Source organism: Deinococcus hopiensis KR-140 (assembly GCF_900176165.1).
GTDB classification, from domain to species: Bacteria; Deinococcota; Deinococci; order Deinococcales; family Deinococcaceae; genus Deinococcus; species Deinococcus hopiensis.
In genome coordinates this window covers 508,367-522,688 of sequence record NZ_FWWU01000009.1, presented here as the reverse complement: position 1 = coordinate 522,688, position 14,322 = coordinate 508,367, and the positions used below count along the sequence as shown (strand labels likewise).

Here is a 14,322-nt window from a genome sequence, read left to right as displayed (position 1 = left end):
TGAGCGGGCGCGGTCTGGCAGACGGCCAACGGCCAAACGCCAAGGGCTCCCCTCACAGCCGCCTCCAGCGCCGGTCCGGACCCAGCAACTCGTCTGCAGCGTCCGGACCCCACGTTCCCGCCGGGTAGTTGGGAAACTCGGGGGCCTTCGTACCGTCCCAGGCCTCGAGAATGCCAGATACGATCTGCCAGGCGTGGTCCACCTCGTCCTCGCGGGGAAAGAGGGTGGCGTCGCCGAGCAGGGCGTCGAGCAGCAGGCGGGAGTATGGGCTTTCGAGCTGCGCGCCAAAGGCGTCGTAGCGGAAGTCCATAACCACCTCGCGCAGCACCATCTCCTGCCCGGGCGTCTTGGAGGAGAACTTCAGGCTCACGCCCTCGTCGGGCTGGATGCGGAAGGCGAGCACGTTGCGCTCCAGGCCACCGGGGAAGATGCCCAGGGGCGGGCGCTTGAAGACCACGGCGATCTCGGTGACCTTTTTCGGCAGCCGCTTGCCTGTGCGGAGGTAAAAGGGCACGCCCTGCCAGCGCCAGTTGTCGATCTCCAGCTTGACGGCGACGTAGGTGGGCGTGGAGCTGCCTTCCCTCACGCCGGGTTCCTCGCGGTAGCCGGGAACCCGCTCGCCATACATGGTGCCGGAACCGTACTGCCCTCGCACGGCCACCTGCTTGACACGGCCCTTCGGAATCGGCTTGACCGCCCGCAGCACCTTGACCTTCTCGTCGCGAATGGCGTCGGCGTCGAAGGCCGCGGGGGCTTCCATCGCCGTGAGGGCAAACAGCTGCATCAGGTGGTTTTGCAGCATATCGCGCACCACCCCGGCTTCCTCGTAGTACCCGGCGCGGCCTTCCAGCCCCAGGTCCTCGCTCGCCGTGATCTGCACGTGGTCCACATAGCCCCGGTTCCACAGTGGCTCGAAGATGGCGTTGCCGAAGCGAATCGCCATCAGGTTCTGCACCGTCTCCTTGCCGAGGTAGTGGTCGATGCGGTAGACCTGCGACTCGTCCCAGACCTTGTGAATGGCGTCATTGAGGTGCCTCGCCGATTCCAGGTCGCGGCCAAAGGGCTTCTCGATTACGATGCGGCGCCAGCCCTCGGACTCGTCGTCCAGCCCCAGGCGGCCTAGACCATTGGAAATGGGCTCAAAGAGGCTGGGCGGGGTGGAGAGGTAAAAGAGGGCGTTCTTGCGTCCGCCGTGCGCTTCTTCGGCCCGGTCGAGTTCCTTTTGCACGAGGCTGTACACCTCGTCGCCACCGAAGTCGCCGAACTCGTAGTACAGCAGTTCACGGAACTTCTCGAGGCTGCCCGGCTGGGGAGCGTCCGTTTCCTTACTGCTCTTGAGGGCCTCGATGGCGAAGTCCTTGAACGCCTCGTCCGTCATCTCCTGACGGCCCACACCGACGATGTTGAAAGCACTCCCGAGCAGCCCGTCCTGCCACAGGCCGAACACGGCGGGCAGCAGCTTGCGACGGGCAAGGTCGCCGGTCGCGCCGAAAATCACCAGCGTGGCGGGTTCGGGAGCGCGGTTGCGGCGCATCAGGGCACGGAAGGGATTTTCACCGTCGGCTCCGGCCCCCGGCGTACGCGCGCGGGTCTTGCGCGGCTTGCGGGTGGCCTGTTCGGGTCCGGCCTGCCCCGCGCCGTCTTGCCCGGCGGGCTTCTTCTTACGCCCCCCGGTCATACCTCACCCGTCACGCGCTGCTGCCCCGTCTCGCCGAGCTGTTCGGCAGGCGTGCCGTTGCCCTGGCCCTGGGTGGTGGGAATGTTTTCCGGCGCGGCCACCTTCGGGTGCTGGCCAGGCTCCACCTCGGGCACCAGCCCCTCCTGCTTGCCGACTTCCAACGTCTTGACCGCGTGCCCACCAAAGGCGCGGCGCATGGCCGAAAGCATCTGCCCGGCGTAGCTGACCTCCTGCTGCGAGCGGAAGCGCATCTGCGTGGCGAGCGTGATCACCGGCGTGGGAACCCCGAGTTCGATGGAGTCGATGATCGTCCAGCGCCCCTCGCCCGAGTCGGCCACGTAATCGGAGAGCTGCGAGAAGTCAGCCTGGTTTTTAAGCGCCTCTGCGGTCAGGTCGAGCAGCCATGAGCGCACCACCGAACCGTGCCGCCACAACTCGGCGATCTGGGCCATATCCAGGTTGAAGCCCTCGTGCGCCTTCATCAGCTCGAAGCCTTCGGCGTAGGCCTGCATCATGCCGTACTCGATGCCGTTGTGCACCATCTTGACGTAGTGCCCGCTGCCCGAGGGCCCCATGCGGCCCCAGCCCCGGTCAGCGGCGGGCGCGAGGACCTCCAGCACTGGGCGGAGCCGCTCCACCGCTTCTTCCGGACCGCCCACCATCATCGCGTAGCCCTCCTTGAGGCCCCAGATGCCTCCGGAGGTGCCCACGTCCACGAGGTGAATCCCCTTTTCCGCCAGCGCCCCGGCCCGGCGCATGGTGTCTTTGAAGTTGGAGTTGCCCCCATCGATGATGATGTCGCCCGGTGAGAAGCGTCCGGCGAGGTCATCAATGACGCTCTGGGTAATGGCGCCGGCGGGCACCATGACCCATACGGCCCGCTGCCCAGGCTCGCCCAGCGCTGTGACAAGCTCGTCCATGGTGCGGGCTCCCTGCGCCCCACCAGCTTCCACCAGCGCCACGTTCTCAGGGTTGCGGTCAAAGCCCACCACGGTCTGCCCGCCCTGCGTGAGGCGCAGCACCATGTTGCCGCCCATCTTGCCCAGCCCGATCATGCCGATTTTCATGTGTGACCTCCTGGTAAGGGGGAATCCGGGAAGGCGGAAGCGCTTCCCTGGCCCCGCACCTGCTCTGCCCGGCATCATACGCGCAGTTCCCCATCCGTTCTGAAGAGGAGGTTTAGACGCAGCCCGTTCTCGCTTCGTCTCGGCAGGGGCGGGTCCCCGGAGACGCGGCGCTTCTCCCTGCGCTCCTTGAGGCAAAGTCCCAGAGACTTCCGCCGCTGACCCACCGGTACATTTGAAGAGCTGACGGGCAGCCATTGCCTCCTCAACTCAAGCGGAGCCAGAACCGCCAACCCTCGAGGCAAAGCAAGAGAGGCTGTGAATTACCTCGGTGACGACCCGAGGGACGTTGTGCAGGAGGCCCGCAGATATAAACTCTCAGTAACCACTCACCATGAGGGTGATTTTCGTGACAAGTAATTACGGTGGTTTTTCCTCAACTCTCCTTCTCGTACCGGGCCGTAACCCTTTGAGCCGAAGAACCTGTGGAGAAAGGTGGATCCATTTTAATTCTCCGCAACACAGCAGTCTTGGCCCTGCATTTGATGGCAGCAAGTGCCCATAGGATGTCAGCAGTGGTCCACTTGCAGCATGACCGGTGGACGGTGAGCAGAAAAGGCTGGACTACAGAACTCAAAGGCCCAACGGACACGCGTCCTTTCCTGGTGACAGCAAAGGGGAAGACGCCATGGGCCTGTGTGCTGTGGAACCGGGCGGCACGAGGAGGAATTTCACGCCGAGTAGCTACAACTTTCACACCAAAGTTGGAACAGATAGAGGTAGATCACATCGGTTAAAAAGTGGACCGTGAAAAATGGGACAACCGAATAAAAAAGAGCAAAGATGGCAAACGGATCCATCAGGCTGTGTTGAGCAGGTACCGAAAATAGTCCAAGAATTCTTCAACGGCTTATTCGTTCTGGGCAGCCGTCCTGTATACCCGCAGAGGCCAAGTCAAACGGTCTCCGGATCATCCCATCCGCTTTGCCTCGGTGCTTCCACGCTTCTCGTTACCGTTTTTCCTGCTCGACCTGCTGGAGTTGGACCGCTATCTCGCAACTGGTGAACGGGGATCCTTATCATATTCCCCCTCCTCTCTGGAGAAGAGCAGCACGGAAATGAATTGAGTAGGGTTTGAGTTTGAAGAATACGCAGGTTTTCGCCTCAGGACTTCAATCCACTGAGGTCTTGCTCTCTACACATCCAGATCACCTTTGTATAGTCTTCCTGCTACTGAAAGCGGTTTTCTCAGACCTGCTGCTTGTTCTCACCCTGCATGCTCCCACCATCACCGATTTTTTCGCATTGACGAACATATTGGAAACTCCATTTGCAACCACTTCCCACGGAATGAGGATTGCGCCTCTCAGAAAGTCCTACACATCCTTTTTTTACCCTGTAGGATCTGTACCTCTTGCCGATTCAATTCCTTGAGTATTCGGCTTCCTCATCTTTTGACGACCCAGGGACATGCGCAGCAGGCAGACGTTACACACGGGATTGGTCGTTATGGTTAGAAAGGATGCCAGGGCAATATACATGCAACATGTATTAGGTTTAAAAATGGTTGCGAAAGGCTCTAGGGGACGGAAAGCGCTCCTACCGTTTGCCCCGGGCCGCCTTCTTCGCCGCCTTCTGCTCCTCTTTCTGCTTCTGCGCCATTTCGCGGCCCATGTCCTCCACGAGTTGCGCCCCAGGCGCGTCCACCTGGCGCTGCAACTCCAGCAGGGTGGTTACGACCATGTTGTTCAGCACCCGTTCCAGCGGTTGCCTGATCCAGCGGTAGCGGATGCGGGCGTTTAGGGTCAGGGTCACTTCGGTGCCGCCCGGCATGGCCTTGAACACCCAGCCCTGCGTCAGTTTCTCGAGGGGGCCGACGTGCCGCACACTTTCCCAGCCGCCACGCAGCGGGGCCTGCAACTGGCCGTACTTGGCGGTAAAGCCGAGGCCCAGCAGCCGCCGGGTGAACTTGAAGCGCACCAGCACGTTGTTGGCGAGCCGTCCGTCGCCGCCCTCGTATTCGGCCACGGCAAGGTGGGGGTCCCAGCGCACCCGGCGTTTGGGCTCCAGCGCGAGGCGGTACAGCACGTCCGGACGTGAGCGCACCACGATGCTCTGCTTAATGCGAATATCTTCGGACATGTCTGGGGCCACTGTAGCGCGGAGGAGGTAGGCGGCGGGGAGGACGCACGCCACCCCTACTTCTCAATGGCTTCGTCAGCTCCGGTCAGGCCGAGGTCACCTTACAACTGCAAAGTGTTTCTCATGGAAACGGTTGTTCCTTACATTTCGTTGATGTCCGCGGGTCTACTCACTTCCGCCTCAGCCGGTCGAGTCATCAGCGCGCAGAGCATTATCGTCAACCCGGTCTCCAGCCTCCTGAAGGAAACGTCCGCACCAACCGTGATCCGGGCGGACAGGGCCTGCGAGACCGGCTGGAACTGTCTACCCACGCCGATCAGGACGCCTACGTGTACCTCTTCAACGTGGACCCAGGTGGCAAGGCCGGCCTCCTCACGCCCAGTACCGGAAATTTCGTAAAGGCGAACACCACGCTGGCGCTTCCGCCCAAGGGCCAGCCCTCGCCGTTTACCTGGGCCGGGACGGTGGGCGTGAACAAGGTCTTCGTTCTGGCAAGCCTGGTGCCCCTGGACCTTGGCAAACAGACGCTGCCGCGCAAGGGCCTGGGTGGGTTTGCCGCCGTCAACGTGCAGGGCGAGGCAGGACTGACACCGGCCCTGAGTACGCTGCTCGCGCCCCTCCAGCCGGAAGGCTGGACCACCGACACGGCGCGTTACCAGATTCGGGAGGTGGGCTTTACCAGCGCCCCGTACCGCTCGGTGTTCGAGAGCCGGGGCAGCCTGCGGGGCGTGTATGGAGCATTCCGTGAACGCCTGCGTGCAGAAGGCTACGGCCAGATCACGGTACGGCAAACGTATGCCTCTGGGGTCTTCGGCCGCAGTGGTGGAGCGTCCAGAAACGCCCTTTGGAGGTGCAGCAAAAGGGCCACACCTTCGGGGTCAAGATCATCCGGAAGTAAGGGGAGAGGTGGGACGCGGCGGGCAACACCCCTCCCCGCGTCCCACCTCTCCCAATCAATCCAGATACTCCCGCGCCCGCAGGTGGCTGCCGCGCACGTTGAAGCGTTCGGCGAACTTCACTCCGGCGAGGCGGCCCAGCTGGGCGCGTGTCTCCCGGTACTGCTCTGGGGTCCAGGCCCACTTGTAAAACGCCTGGTAGTAGGCAGCCACGTCTGCGGCCACGTCAACCGTATCGGTGGTATCCACAAACATTTCCGGATAGGGACTGGCAGGCGCGTGGTACTGGTACAGCCGCACGGGTTCACGCCAGGCTTCGAGCTGGGCCACGTCCTGACCGCTTTCCGGGGCTGCGTCGCCCAGATCGGGGGCCGGAGGTATCGGCGCGCTGCTCCCCGCCTCGTTGACGATCTTGGGAATCCGGGCCAGCGTAATCGCGTCGAAGGCGATCTTGGCCGTCATGCGGTGGTCCGGGTGGGGATGATCGTCGCTCCATGTGATCACCGCGTTGGGGCGAAAGCGGGCGTACAGCCGCGCGAGTTGCAGCGCTTCACTGCGCCCACCCGTCATGCGGCTATCGCCCATGTCGAAGAAGTGGAACCCTGCCCCGATGCGTTTCGCCACCCAGGCCCCATGTTCGCGGCGCACGCGCGTGACTTCCCCATGGGGCGCGTCACCAAACTGGGAGGCGAGTTCGCCCAGTGTGGTCCACACCAGCAGCACCTCGTCGCCGCGCGCCGCGTGCTTCGCCAGCGTGCCAATGCAGCCGATCTCGTCGTCGGGGTGGGCAAACACAGCCATGATTCGCATGGCTCAGAGGATAGGCGCTGAGCGGGCACTCCGCACATACGCGGCGAGGACTTGCAACACTCCGGCTACGGAGGCCCTCACCTCTGGACCGAGCAGCAGGCCGTCCTCACCCACATCTGCGCGTGTCAGGGGCAGCCGCACACACGCCTCCTCTACCGTGGGCAAGCTGGCGTAACGCAGAACCTTCCTCAGCGAAGCGTGCGCGTCACGTCCACCTGTGGGCGAGGCAGGGCTGGAGACGTTGACCCAGGCGGCGGGCTTGCCGTACGTTTCCTCGCCGCCCACCAGCCAGTCGAGCAGGTTCTTGAAGGACCCGGGGAGCGCCCCGGCGTACTCGGGCGTGCAAAACAGCAGGGCGTCGGCCTGGCCCACCTGGGAGCGCAACGCCGCGACGGCGGGATGGAGGGGCGCGCGGTCGTCGTCCGGGTTGAAGTGGGGCAGCGCTGCCAGACCGGTGTAGACCAGGGCCTCCACATCTGCCGGAGCCACGGCCTGCGCCGTACGGAGCAGGGCCGTGTTCGCCGAGCCTGCCCGCAGGCTTCCCGAGATCAGCAGCAGGCGGACGGAGCGCATCATGCCCCGCAGGCTAACGGATGAAGCGGAAGCTGAGGGGATAACGGTAGCCCTGGCCCTGGTTCACGCGCACCACGGCGAGGAGCATCAGCACCAGGGGAAAGGCCCACAGCGCCAAGCTCACGGGGACAAAGACGGTGAAAAAGGCGGCCAAGCTGCCGAATATAGCGAAGGCCCCCGCGTCCGGGTGTCCCGCCGCCGCCCCAAACACGCCCCCCAGCAGGCCCAGGCTGAACAGCACGAAAAACACCAGTCCAATCAGGAACGAATACAGCCACACGCTAAGTTGAAAGTTCAGCGCCTCCTTGCCCTGCTGGTCCAGCACCGCCGAGCGGTCCCGGTAGGCCAGCCACGCGGCGAGCGGCCCCAGCACGTTGCCCAAACCCGGCAGCAAGAAACCTGCCAGTGGGGACAGGTGAATCAGCAGGGCGGGCGTCCGTTCAGGCTCAGGAATGAAACCGGTACCCCGCTCCAAGGCGTGGGTGGGGGGGGAACGCGGATCGGGGGCAGTCATGTTGACAGTACGCGCCCACCTTCCCTACAGTTCCGGGGTTATGACGAGGTCCGGCGGGAAGGCGCAGTTTAGAAAATCGCCCGCCAAGAAAGCGCAGGACGCTGTCCGCGACCTGCTGCCCATCAAGGCTGGCATCCAGCCCGAGGTCCCCGTGGCGGGCGAGCAGGTGGAGCTGTACAGCGACGGGGCGTGCGACACGCAGGCGGGGCACGGCGGCTGGGCCACCATCCTGAATTACCGGGGCAAGGAACTCGTGCTGAGCGGCAACGAGGAGGGCACCACCAACAACCGGATGGAGCTGCGCGGCCTGCTTGAGGGGCTCAAGGTGCTCAAGCGGCCCTGTCAGATCCGGGTGGTAACCGACAGCCAGTACCTGCGCAAGGCCTTTACCGATGGCTGGATTCTGAAGTGGCAGCGCAACGGCTGGAAGACGGCGGGCGGCGAACCGGTGAAAAATCAGGACCTGTGGGAGGAACTGATCGGGCAGGCGAAGATTCACGCCCTGACTTTCGTGTGGGTGCGCGGCCACAACGGACACGGCGAGAACGAGCGGGTGGACAAACTCGCCGTGGAGGAACGCAAGAAACTCAGGACCAGGTGAGGGTCACGCGGTAACGGGGGCGCCCTCCCCTCGGCGGAGCCTCCCGTACCTCAAATCCGGCGCGGCGGTAGAAGTCCACCGCGCCGTCATCTGTCTCGGCCACCAGCCGTGCCGCTTTCAGTTCCGTCAACAGGGCGTGGAGGAGCGCGCGGGCATACCCCCTCCCTTCCTGTCCCAGGGCCGTGCCGAGGTGCAGCACCTCCACTTCCTCGCCCCTTTGCTGCACCCCCGCCGCGCTGACGGGCCGTTCGTCCACTTTCCAGACGAAGGCGCGGCGTGAAGGGACAGCGCCGTAAGCGTCGAGGCACCGGCGAATTCGCTCGGGATCGGGAAACATCGCGCGGGCGAGCAGGCGCTCCACCTCTGGCGGCAGGACTTCCAGTTCCGTCAGCATGGGCCCGAAGGTACAGCCCCGCCCGTCCCTCCCCGCCATCCGGCGTATGGTCTGGCCTCCCCGGCGGCCCTACGCTGCGGAGCATGACCGCCTCTGCCCACGCCTCCCCCACGGAGCGCCAGCGGTGGCGCACCTTTATGTGGTTGTGGGGCTCGCAGGCGCTGAGCGTGCTGGGCAGTGGGGTGAGCGGCTTTGCCCTGAACATCTACCTGACGCAGACGCGCTTTCCACACGGCGCCCAGCGGGCCGAACTGGCGGCGGCCCTCTCGCTGACGGCCCTGGGCTGGACCTTCGCCGCGCTGCTGGGCGCGCCGCTGGCCGGAGCGCTTGCCGACCGCCTGGACCGCCGCCGGATGATGCTGACCTGCGATCTGCTCTCCGCCCTGACGATGGGGGCCGCGCTGGCGCTCGTGACGCTGGGCACGCCACCGATCTGGGGGCTGGTGAGCTTCACGGCCACCCTGGGCCTCATCGGCGCCTTTCACGGTTCGGCCTTTGATACGGGGTATTCGGCCCTCGTCCCAAAAACCCAGCTGCCGCGCGCCAACGGCATGATGCAGACCGTCTGGAGCCTGTCGGGCCTGCTCAGCCCTGCCCTGGCCGCCCTGCTGATCGGCCTGCCCGCCCTGGTCCGCTCGGGAGGTGGGCCCGGCTGGCTCGGCCGGATAAGTGACGGCGTGCCCTTCGCCTTTGCCCTGGACGGGGGCTCGTTCCTGCTCGCGGGGCTGGTGGTGTGGCGGCTGTCCATTTCCACACCGCCGCGCGCGGACCTGGAGGCGGGGCAGCCCCAGCCCTCCGTCTGGGCCGACATGCGTTTCGGCTGGACCTACATCTTTGCGCGGCCCCCGCTGCTGCACCTGCTGGGCACCTTCGCGGTGGTCAACCTGCTGCTCAGCGGGACCCAGGTGCTGCATCCCCTCCTGGTGCGCTTTGCTCTCCTGCCCAATGGCGGGGCACTGGGGCTGTCCGCGCAGGCGGCGCTGGCGGCGCTGTGGACCTCCTTCAGTGTGGGAGGTGTGCTGGGAGGCGTGGTGGTCAGCACCTGGGGTGGGCTAAAGCGGCGGCGGGTCCTGGGCGTGTTGGTGCCTGTGGTTGTGGCAGGCGCAGCGCAGGCGGCGAGTGGGGCCGCCGGTTCGCTCGTTGCCGTGTGCGTGGCGGTGGCTGCCTGCGGGATGATGACGCCCGTGATGAATTCGCACTCGCAGGCCATCTGGCAGGCGCAGGTGCCCCCGCAGATGCAGGGGCGCGTCTTTTCGGTGCGCCGCCTGATCGCGCAGTTCACCTCGCCGGTCAGCACGGCGGTGGCAGGCCTGCTCGCCGCCCGCTGCGCAGCGGGCGGCATCCTGCTGTGGTCCGGCCTGCTGCTGATGGGATTGGCGGCGGCCCAGTTACTCAATCCGGTGATCCGCCGGGTGGAAGAGCCGCTGGCCGGCAGGCCAGTGGGAGCAGTGGGGGCGAGCGACTGATGGAGACCGAAGACCGGCCGGTGCGGCACGACCGGCAAGCGCTTGCGGAAGACCGGCCCGCACCCGCCCTTCGGCGGCTCACGCAGGAGCTTTACGTCGGGGTGGTCCAAAAGAAGGCGCTGCAAGCAGTTCCTGGCGTTCCTCCGCCGAGGCGGAGCGTTGCCACTGCCTGAAGCAGAAAGCGGCTTGATCGCGGATCACGCCCCGGATGCCCTTACGGGTTGGTGCGCGCCCCTGGCGGCTGGTTCCCGAGGAACCGAATGTTCAAGCGTGAAGGCGGGAGACGCTTCCCCTTCGCGTCTCCCCGGTCTCCCACCAGCTTCACTCCTGCCGCGCCAACCAGCCCGCCAGCCACGGCAACTTCCGCTCTACCTTCTCGCGCATGCCGCCCCAGTAACGGCGGGACCAGCCTTCCAGCACGCGCTGCTTGCCCCGGGCCACCGCCAGCGCTCCCTCCGGTACGTCCTCGTGGACGGCACTTCCGGCAGCGATAAAGGCGGCGTCACCCACCACGCGCGGGGCGATCAGGGTGGAATTTGAGCCGATGAACACGCCCGCGCCCACCTGCGTGCGGTGCTTGTTCACGCCGTCGAAGTTGGCGACGATGGTTCCGGCCCCCACGTTCGTTTCCGCGCCGATCTCCACGTCGCCCAGGTAAGCGAGGTGCCCAGCCTTCACTCCTGCCGAGAGCTGGGCGTTTTTCGTCTCCACAAAGTTGCCGATATGCACGCCCTCACCGAGCACGCTGCCGGGGCGCAGGCGGGCGAACGGGCCCACGTCACTGCCTGCGCCGACATACGCCTCTTCCAGCACGCTGTGGGCCTTGACCGTGACGCCCGCCCCAAGCACGCTGCTGGTGATCACCGAGTACGCGCCCAGCGTCACGCCGTCGGCCACCTGCGTCGCCCCGCGCAGGATGACGCCCGGCTCCACGGTCACGTCGCGGCCCAGGGTCACGGTGTCCTCGATGCGCACGCTCTCCGGGTCTTGCAGGGTCACGCCCGCCTTCATATGGGCGGTGTTGATGCGGCGGCGCAAGATGGCCTCGGCTTCGGCCAGGCCGGTGCGGTCATTGGCCCCCATCACCTCGTCGGCATCCGCCAGTTGAAAGGCGCGTACGGGGTCTCCCTCGGCCCGGTACAGGGCCAGCAGGTCCGTCAGGTAATACTCGCCCGCTGCGTTCTCGTTGGTGATGCGCCGGGCGAGTTCGGGCGCGCGGCTGTCCATCACATACACGCCACTGTTGAATTCGCGCACGGCCCTTTCCTCGGGCGTGGCAGCCTTTTCCTCCACGATGCGCTCCACCTCGCCGCTGGGTCCCCGAATGATCCGCCCGTAGCCAGTGGCGTCGGGCAGTTCGCCGGTCAGGATGGTCAGGGCCGTGCCCTGGGCGCGGTGGTCCGCGATCAGCGCACCCAGCGTCTCCGTTCTCAACAGGGGCGTGTCCCCGTACAGCACGAGCACGTCCGCTTCGCCCTCACCCTCCAGGGCCTCGGCGCCGCACAAAAACGCGTGTCCGGTGCCCAGTTGCTGATGCTGCCGGGCAAAGCGCACGTCGGGGGCCTGCAGGGTGGCCTCTACCCGCTCAGCTCCGTGCCCCGTCACGACGACGACGTTGCGCGCGCCGAGGCCCTGCGCGCCCTTGACGGCCCAGGCCACCATCGGGCGGCCCGCCACGGGGTGCAACACCTTGGGAAGAGTGGATTTCATGCGGGTGCCCTGCCCCGCCGCGAGAATGATGACGTCCAGGGGACGGTTGGTTTGGGTCATGTTCTTCACCTGTGGGGCAAGTGTAAGGGAAAGCGGACCGCTTTCGGCCGTCAGCGAAAAGCGGCAGCCCCCGTGTGGGAAGCTGCCGCTGCGGCGGGAACCAGATTCAAACTTCTGGCGACTGACGACGGGTGACCGGCGGCGGCACCGCCGCTGCCTCTCCCCGCTGGCGCAGCCGCGTTAGCATCCACAGGCTCGCCAGGATCAGCGGAATGGAGATCAGGTGCGTCTCGGTCCACAGGCCGATGCCCGGCTTGTCGAGGCCCTGGCTCAGGAACGACTTGAGGGGCAGGGGGTTGAGGCGGAAGGTCTCTTCAAGCCCCGCGCGCAGGACCGAATACCACAGCCAGAACTGCCAGAAGGCGTAGCCGGGTTTGCGCGAGCGCAGCCAGTAAAAGGCGGCGAAGGACAATACGATCCCGATAATCACGCCGTACATCTGCGTAAAGTGCACCGGGGCCGTCATCATGATCTGGCCGCCCACGTCCTGACAGTACTTGGACAGGTCCATGTCGGGGTTGGGGTTACGGACGCACATGCCCTCGTGGAAGGCGCGGGCCGAGGCAGGCCAGTGAAAACCGATGGGCCAGCCTGTCACGCGGCCCACCGTGTCGGTGCCGTTCATGATGTTGCCCAGCCGCCCGCCGATGATGCCGAAGGCCACGCCCGGCACGGCGAGGTCCGCGTACTCGTAGAAGTTGACCTTGTGGCGCCGCGCGAAGTAGATCAGCGTCAGCACGCCGCCCAGCAGCCCGCCGTGAATCGAGATGCCCCCAGCGCGGATATTCACGATGTCGAGCAGAATTCGCGGAAAGGGAATGTCCGCAAACTGGTGCCACGAGGTCAGCACGAACATCGCCCGCGCCCCAATAAAGCCCCAGACGATCATCCACATGATCATGCGCTCGAACAGGTCCACGTTCAGCCCGCGCGCCCGCGCCAGCCGCGTGCCGACCCACACGCCCGCGACGATGCCCAGCGTCATCAGCACGCCGTACCAGGCAATCGTGAAATTGCCGATTTTCAAGAAGACAGGGTCCATAGCTTGGGAGCAGTGTAAGCCCGTTGGGGGACAGGTGGATGACAGGATGCCTGAACCGGTGGGAGGCCAACACAAAAAGAACAGCGGCCAGAACAACCTGACCGCTGGGCGCTGGAAACTGACCGCTCACCTACGCCCCGATGGCCGGCATCTCCTCGGCGGGCAGCACGCGGAAGACGCGCGACAGCACGACGCCCAGTTCATACAGTCCGTACAGCGGCACGGCCACGATCATCATGTTCATGGGGTCCGGCGTGGGCGTAATGACGGCGGCAGCCACCGCTGCGCCCACGAGCGCGAAGCGCCAGCCCTTGCGCAGCATGACGTGGTTGACGATCCCGATGCGCGTGAGGATCACGGCCAGGATAGGCAACTCGAAGGCGAGCCCAAACGAGACCAGAAAGGTGGTGATGGTGCCGATGTAGCTGCTCAGGCTCTGCATCTGCGTGACGGTGCCGCCCAGAAAGTCCAGCAGAAATTTGACCATCGCGGGCAGCACCAGCTTGTACCCGAACAGCGCCCCGGACAGAAACGACACCCCTGCTCCGACGATAAAGGGCAAGCCCCACTTGCGCTCGTGGCTGTAGAGGCCGGGCGAGACGAAGGCCCAGACCTGCCACAGGATGAACGGCAGCGCCAGCGCGAGGCCCACCCAGAACGACAGGTTGATGCTGAGCAGGAACTGGTCGGTGAGGTTGACCGCCACCAGCTTGACGTGCCCGAGCTGGTACTGCTCGGAGGCGTGTAGCGGCACCTTGATCAGCTCAATCAGTTGCAGGCGGTACTGAAAGGCAGCGGCCATCCCCAGGGCCAGGAAGATCACGCTGATGATGATGCGCCTGCGCAACTCTTCGAGGTGGTCGAGCAGGGGCGCGCTGCGAAGTTCGTGGTGGGGAGAAGTCATACCCCCACGTCCTCAGGCGCGGTGGTCGCGGTCGGCCACAGGCTGTCCGGTCACCGGGTCGAGGGGACGCGAGGGCACGTCGGTGATGGTCGGCACGCTCGGTTCCTTGACCTCACGCTTGAATTCGCGGATGCCTTGACCCACCCCCTTGCCGAGTTCCGGCAGTTTGCGGGCTCCAAACACAAGGGCGATGATCACGACGAGCAGCAGCAGTTCAAGGGGTCCGAATGGCATGGGTGACCTCCGGGGTCAGGGAAAGGGAGGGGCGAGGGGAAATGGGCGGATGGAGACGGGAAACGGCAACGGCCTTCAGCCTACAGGCCACGTGGCAAGAAACTGTGTCCTTCTTGTCAAGAACCTGGGCAGAACCTCACCCTCAGCGCCGCCCTCATCCAGCTCTATGCAGCAGAGCGGCGTTTGGATGAAGCGGGTGTCCTCACCTTTCCTTTAGCTGTCGCCGAACCACGG

At 65.2% G+C, this 14,322-nt stretch carries 13 protein-coding genes and 1 pseudogene; 3 read left to right on the top strand and 11 right to left on the bottom strand.

Annotated elements, in window-relative coordinates; all coding sequences use genetic code 11:
* Positions 1 to 52: 52 nt before the first annotated feature.
* The 3 genes from zwf to B9A95_RS16025 all read right to left on the bottom strand — a co-directional run bounded on the left by zwf (position 53) and on the right by B9A95_RS16025 (position 4,884).
* Positions 53 to 1,678 (bottom strand): glucose-6-phosphate dehydrogenase, encoded by a 1,626-nt coding sequence (zwf, locus tag B9A95_RS16035; RefSeq protein ID WP_084048224.1) that lies wholly within the window; start codon positions 1,676 to 1,678, stop codon positions 53 to 55.
* Positions 1,675 to 2,745 carry a phosphogluconate dehydrogenase (NAD(+)-dependent, decarboxylating) gene (gnd, locus tag B9A95_RS16030; RefSeq protein WP_084048223.1) on the bottom strand — a complete coding sequence of 357 codons (1,071 nt, stop codon included), beginning with the start codon at positions 2,743 to 2,745 and terminating at the stop codon, positions 1,675 to 1,677. Before gnd ends, zwf begins: the two co-directional genes overlap by 4 nt.
* Before the next feature lie 1,596 nt (positions 2,746 to 4,341).
* Positions 4,342 to 4,884, bottom strand: coding sequence for an SRPBCC family protein (locus B9A95_RS16025; protein WP_084050770.1), 543 nt, complete (start codon positions 4,882 to 4,884; stop codon positions 4,342 to 4,344).
* Positions 4,885 to 4,991: 107 nt separating this feature from the next.
* On the opposite strand from B9A95_RS16025, the pseudogene B9A95_RS37195 reads away from it, so the two are divergent.
* Positions 4,992 to 5,372: pseudogene (locus B9A95_RS37195) on the top strand (DUF4384 domain-containing protein); the annotation flags it as partial.
* A gap of 465 nt (positions 5,373 to 5,837) precedes the next feature.
* Here the strand turns inward: B9A95_RS37195 and B9A95_RS16015 are convergent.
* Genes B9A95_RS16015 through B9A95_RS16005 form a run of 3 tightly spaced genes read right to left on the bottom strand, consistent with a single transcriptional unit; the run spans position 5,838 to position 7,677 of the window.
* On the bottom strand, positions 5,838 to 6,590 hold the full coding sequence (locus tag B9A95_RS16015; RefSeq protein WP_084048222.1) for a PIG-L deacetylase family protein: 753 nt from the start codon (positions 6,588 to 6,590) through the stop codon (positions 5,838 to 5,840).
* A 3-nt stretch (positions 6,591 to 6,593) separates the two neighbouring features.
* Positions 6,594 to 7,166, bottom strand: coding sequence for an NADPH-dependent FMN reductase (locus B9A95_RS16010; protein ID WP_245808332.1), 573 nt, complete (start codon positions 7,164 to 7,166; stop codon positions 6,594 to 6,596).
* 10 nt (positions 7,167 to 7,176) lie between these two features.
* Positions 7,177 to 7,677, bottom strand: a complete 501-nt coding sequence (locus B9A95_RS16005) for a DUF4870 domain-containing protein (RefSeq protein WP_084048221.1) — start codon at positions 7,675 to 7,677, stop codon at positions 7,177 to 7,179.
* Positions 7,678 to 7,717: 40 nt separating this feature from the next.
* On the opposite strand from B9A95_RS16005, the gene rnhA reads away from it, so the two are divergent.
* The gene (gene rnhA / locus B9A95_RS16000; protein WP_084048220.1) at positions 7,718 to 8,278 is read left to right on the top strand and encodes a ribonuclease HI; all 561 of its coding nucleotides are present in this window, start codon (positions 7,718 to 7,720) and stop codon (positions 8,276 to 8,278) included.
* Here the strand turns inward: rnhA and B9A95_RS15995 are convergent.
* Positions 8,265 to 8,672, bottom strand: coding sequence for a GNAT family N-acetyltransferase (locus B9A95_RS15995; protein WP_170928672.1), 408 nt, complete (start codon positions 8,670 to 8,672; stop codon positions 8,265 to 8,267). The two genes, rnhA and B9A95_RS15995, sit on opposite strands and share 14 nt — an antisense overlap.
* A gap of 83 nt (positions 8,673 to 8,755) precedes the next feature.
* On the opposite strand from B9A95_RS15995, the gene B9A95_RS15990 reads away from it, so the two are divergent.
* Positions 8,756 to 10,138, top strand: a complete 1,383-nt coding sequence (locus tag B9A95_RS15990) for an MFS transporter (protein ID WP_084048218.1) — start codon at positions 8,756 to 8,758, stop codon at positions 10,136 to 10,138.
* A gap of 321 nt (positions 10,139 to 10,459) precedes the next feature.
* Here the strand turns inward: B9A95_RS15990 and glmU are convergent, their stop codons facing one another.
* The 4 genes from glmU to B9A95_RS15970 all read right to left on the bottom strand — a co-directional run bounded on the left by glmU (position 10,460) and on the right by B9A95_RS15970 (position 14,088).
* Positions 10,460 to 11,908 carry a bifunctional UDP-N-acetylglucosamine diphosphorylase/glucosamine-1-phosphate N-acetyltransferase GlmU gene (gene glmU, locus B9A95_RS15985; RefSeq protein ID WP_084048217.1) on the bottom strand — a complete coding sequence of 483 codons (1,449 nt, stop codon included), beginning with the start codon at positions 11,906 to 11,908 and terminating at the stop codon, positions 10,460 to 10,462.
* A gap of 106 nt (positions 11,909 to 12,014) precedes the next feature.
* Complete coding sequence (locus tag B9A95_RS15980) at positions 12,015 to 12,950, bottom strand: prolipoprotein diacylglyceryl transferase (RefSeq protein WP_084048216.1); 936 nt, start codon at positions 12,948 to 12,950, stop codon at positions 12,015 to 12,017.
* Between the two features lie 130 nt (positions 12,951 to 13,080).
* Positions 13,081 to 13,854: a twin-arginine translocase subunit TatC gene (gene tatC, locus B9A95_RS15975; RefSeq protein WP_084048215.1), complete on the bottom strand. Its 774-nt coding sequence runs from the start codon at positions 13,852 to 13,854 to the stop codon at positions 13,081 to 13,083.
* A 12-nt stretch (positions 13,855 to 13,866) separates the two neighbouring features.
* Positions 13,867 to 14,088 (bottom strand): twin-arginine translocase TatA/TatE family subunit, encoded by a 222-nt coding sequence (locus B9A95_RS15970; RefSeq protein WP_084048214.1) that lies wholly within the window; start codon positions 14,086 to 14,088, stop codon positions 13,867 to 13,869.
* Positions 14,089 to 14,322 lie beyond the last annotated feature (234 nt).

What these genes read in the sequence shown, in the direction of transcription:
- B9A95_RS16015 (WP_084048222.1), bottom strand. Translation starts at nt 6,590, where the DNA reads ATGCGAATCATGGCTGTGTTTGCCCACCCCGACGACGAGATCGGCTGC.
- B9A95_RS15970 (WP_084048214.1), bottom strand. Translation starts at nt 14,088, where the DNA reads ATGCCATTCGGACCCCTTGAACTGCTGCTGCTCGTCGTGATCATCGCC.
- tatC (WP_084048215.1), bottom strand. Translation starts at nt 13,854, where the DNA reads ATGACTTCTCCCCACCACGAACTTCGCAGCGCGCCCCTGCTCGACCAC.
- B9A95_RS15980 (WP_084048216.1), bottom strand. Translation starts at nt 12,950, where the DNA reads ATGGACCCTGTCTTCTTGAAAATCGGCAATTTCACGATTGCCTGGTAC.
- B9A95_RS16025 (WP_084050770.1), bottom strand. Translation starts at nt 4,884, where the DNA reads ATGTCCGAAGATATTCGCATTAAGCAGAGCATCGTGGTGCGCTCACGT.
- rnhA (WP_084048220.1), top strand. Translation starts at nt 7,718, where the DNA reads ATGACGAGGTCCGGCGGGAAGGCGCAGTTTAGAAAATCGCCCGCCAAG.
- gnd (WP_084048223.1), bottom strand. Translation starts at nt 2,745, where the DNA reads ATGAAAATCGGCATGATCGGGCTGGGCAAGATGGGCGGCAACATGGTG.
- zwf (WP_084048224.1), bottom strand. Translation starts at nt 1,678, where the DNA reads ATGACCGGGGGGCGTAAGAAGAAGCCCGCCGGGCAAGACGGCGCGGGG.
- B9A95_RS15990 (WP_084048218.1), top strand. Translation starts at nt 8,756, where the DNA reads ATGACCGCCTCTGCCCACGCCTCCCCCACGGAGCGCCAGCGGTGGCGC.
- glmU (WP_084048217.1), bottom strand. Translation starts at nt 11,908, where the DNA reads ATGACCCAAACCAACCGTCCCCTGGACGTCATCATTCTCGCGGCGGGG.
- B9A95_RS16005 (WP_084048221.1), bottom strand. Translation starts at nt 7,677, where the DNA reads ATGACTGCCCCCGATCCGCGTTCCCCCCCCACCCACGCCTTGGAGCGG.
- B9A95_RS15995 (WP_170928672.1), bottom strand. Translation starts at nt 8,672, where the DNA reads ATGCTGACGGAACTGGAAGTCCTGCCGCCAGAGGTGGAGCGCCTGCTC.
- B9A95_RS16010 (WP_245808332.1), bottom strand. Translation starts at nt 7,166, where the DNA reads ATGATGCGCTCCGTCCGCCTGCTGCTGATCTCGGGAAGCCTGCGGGCA.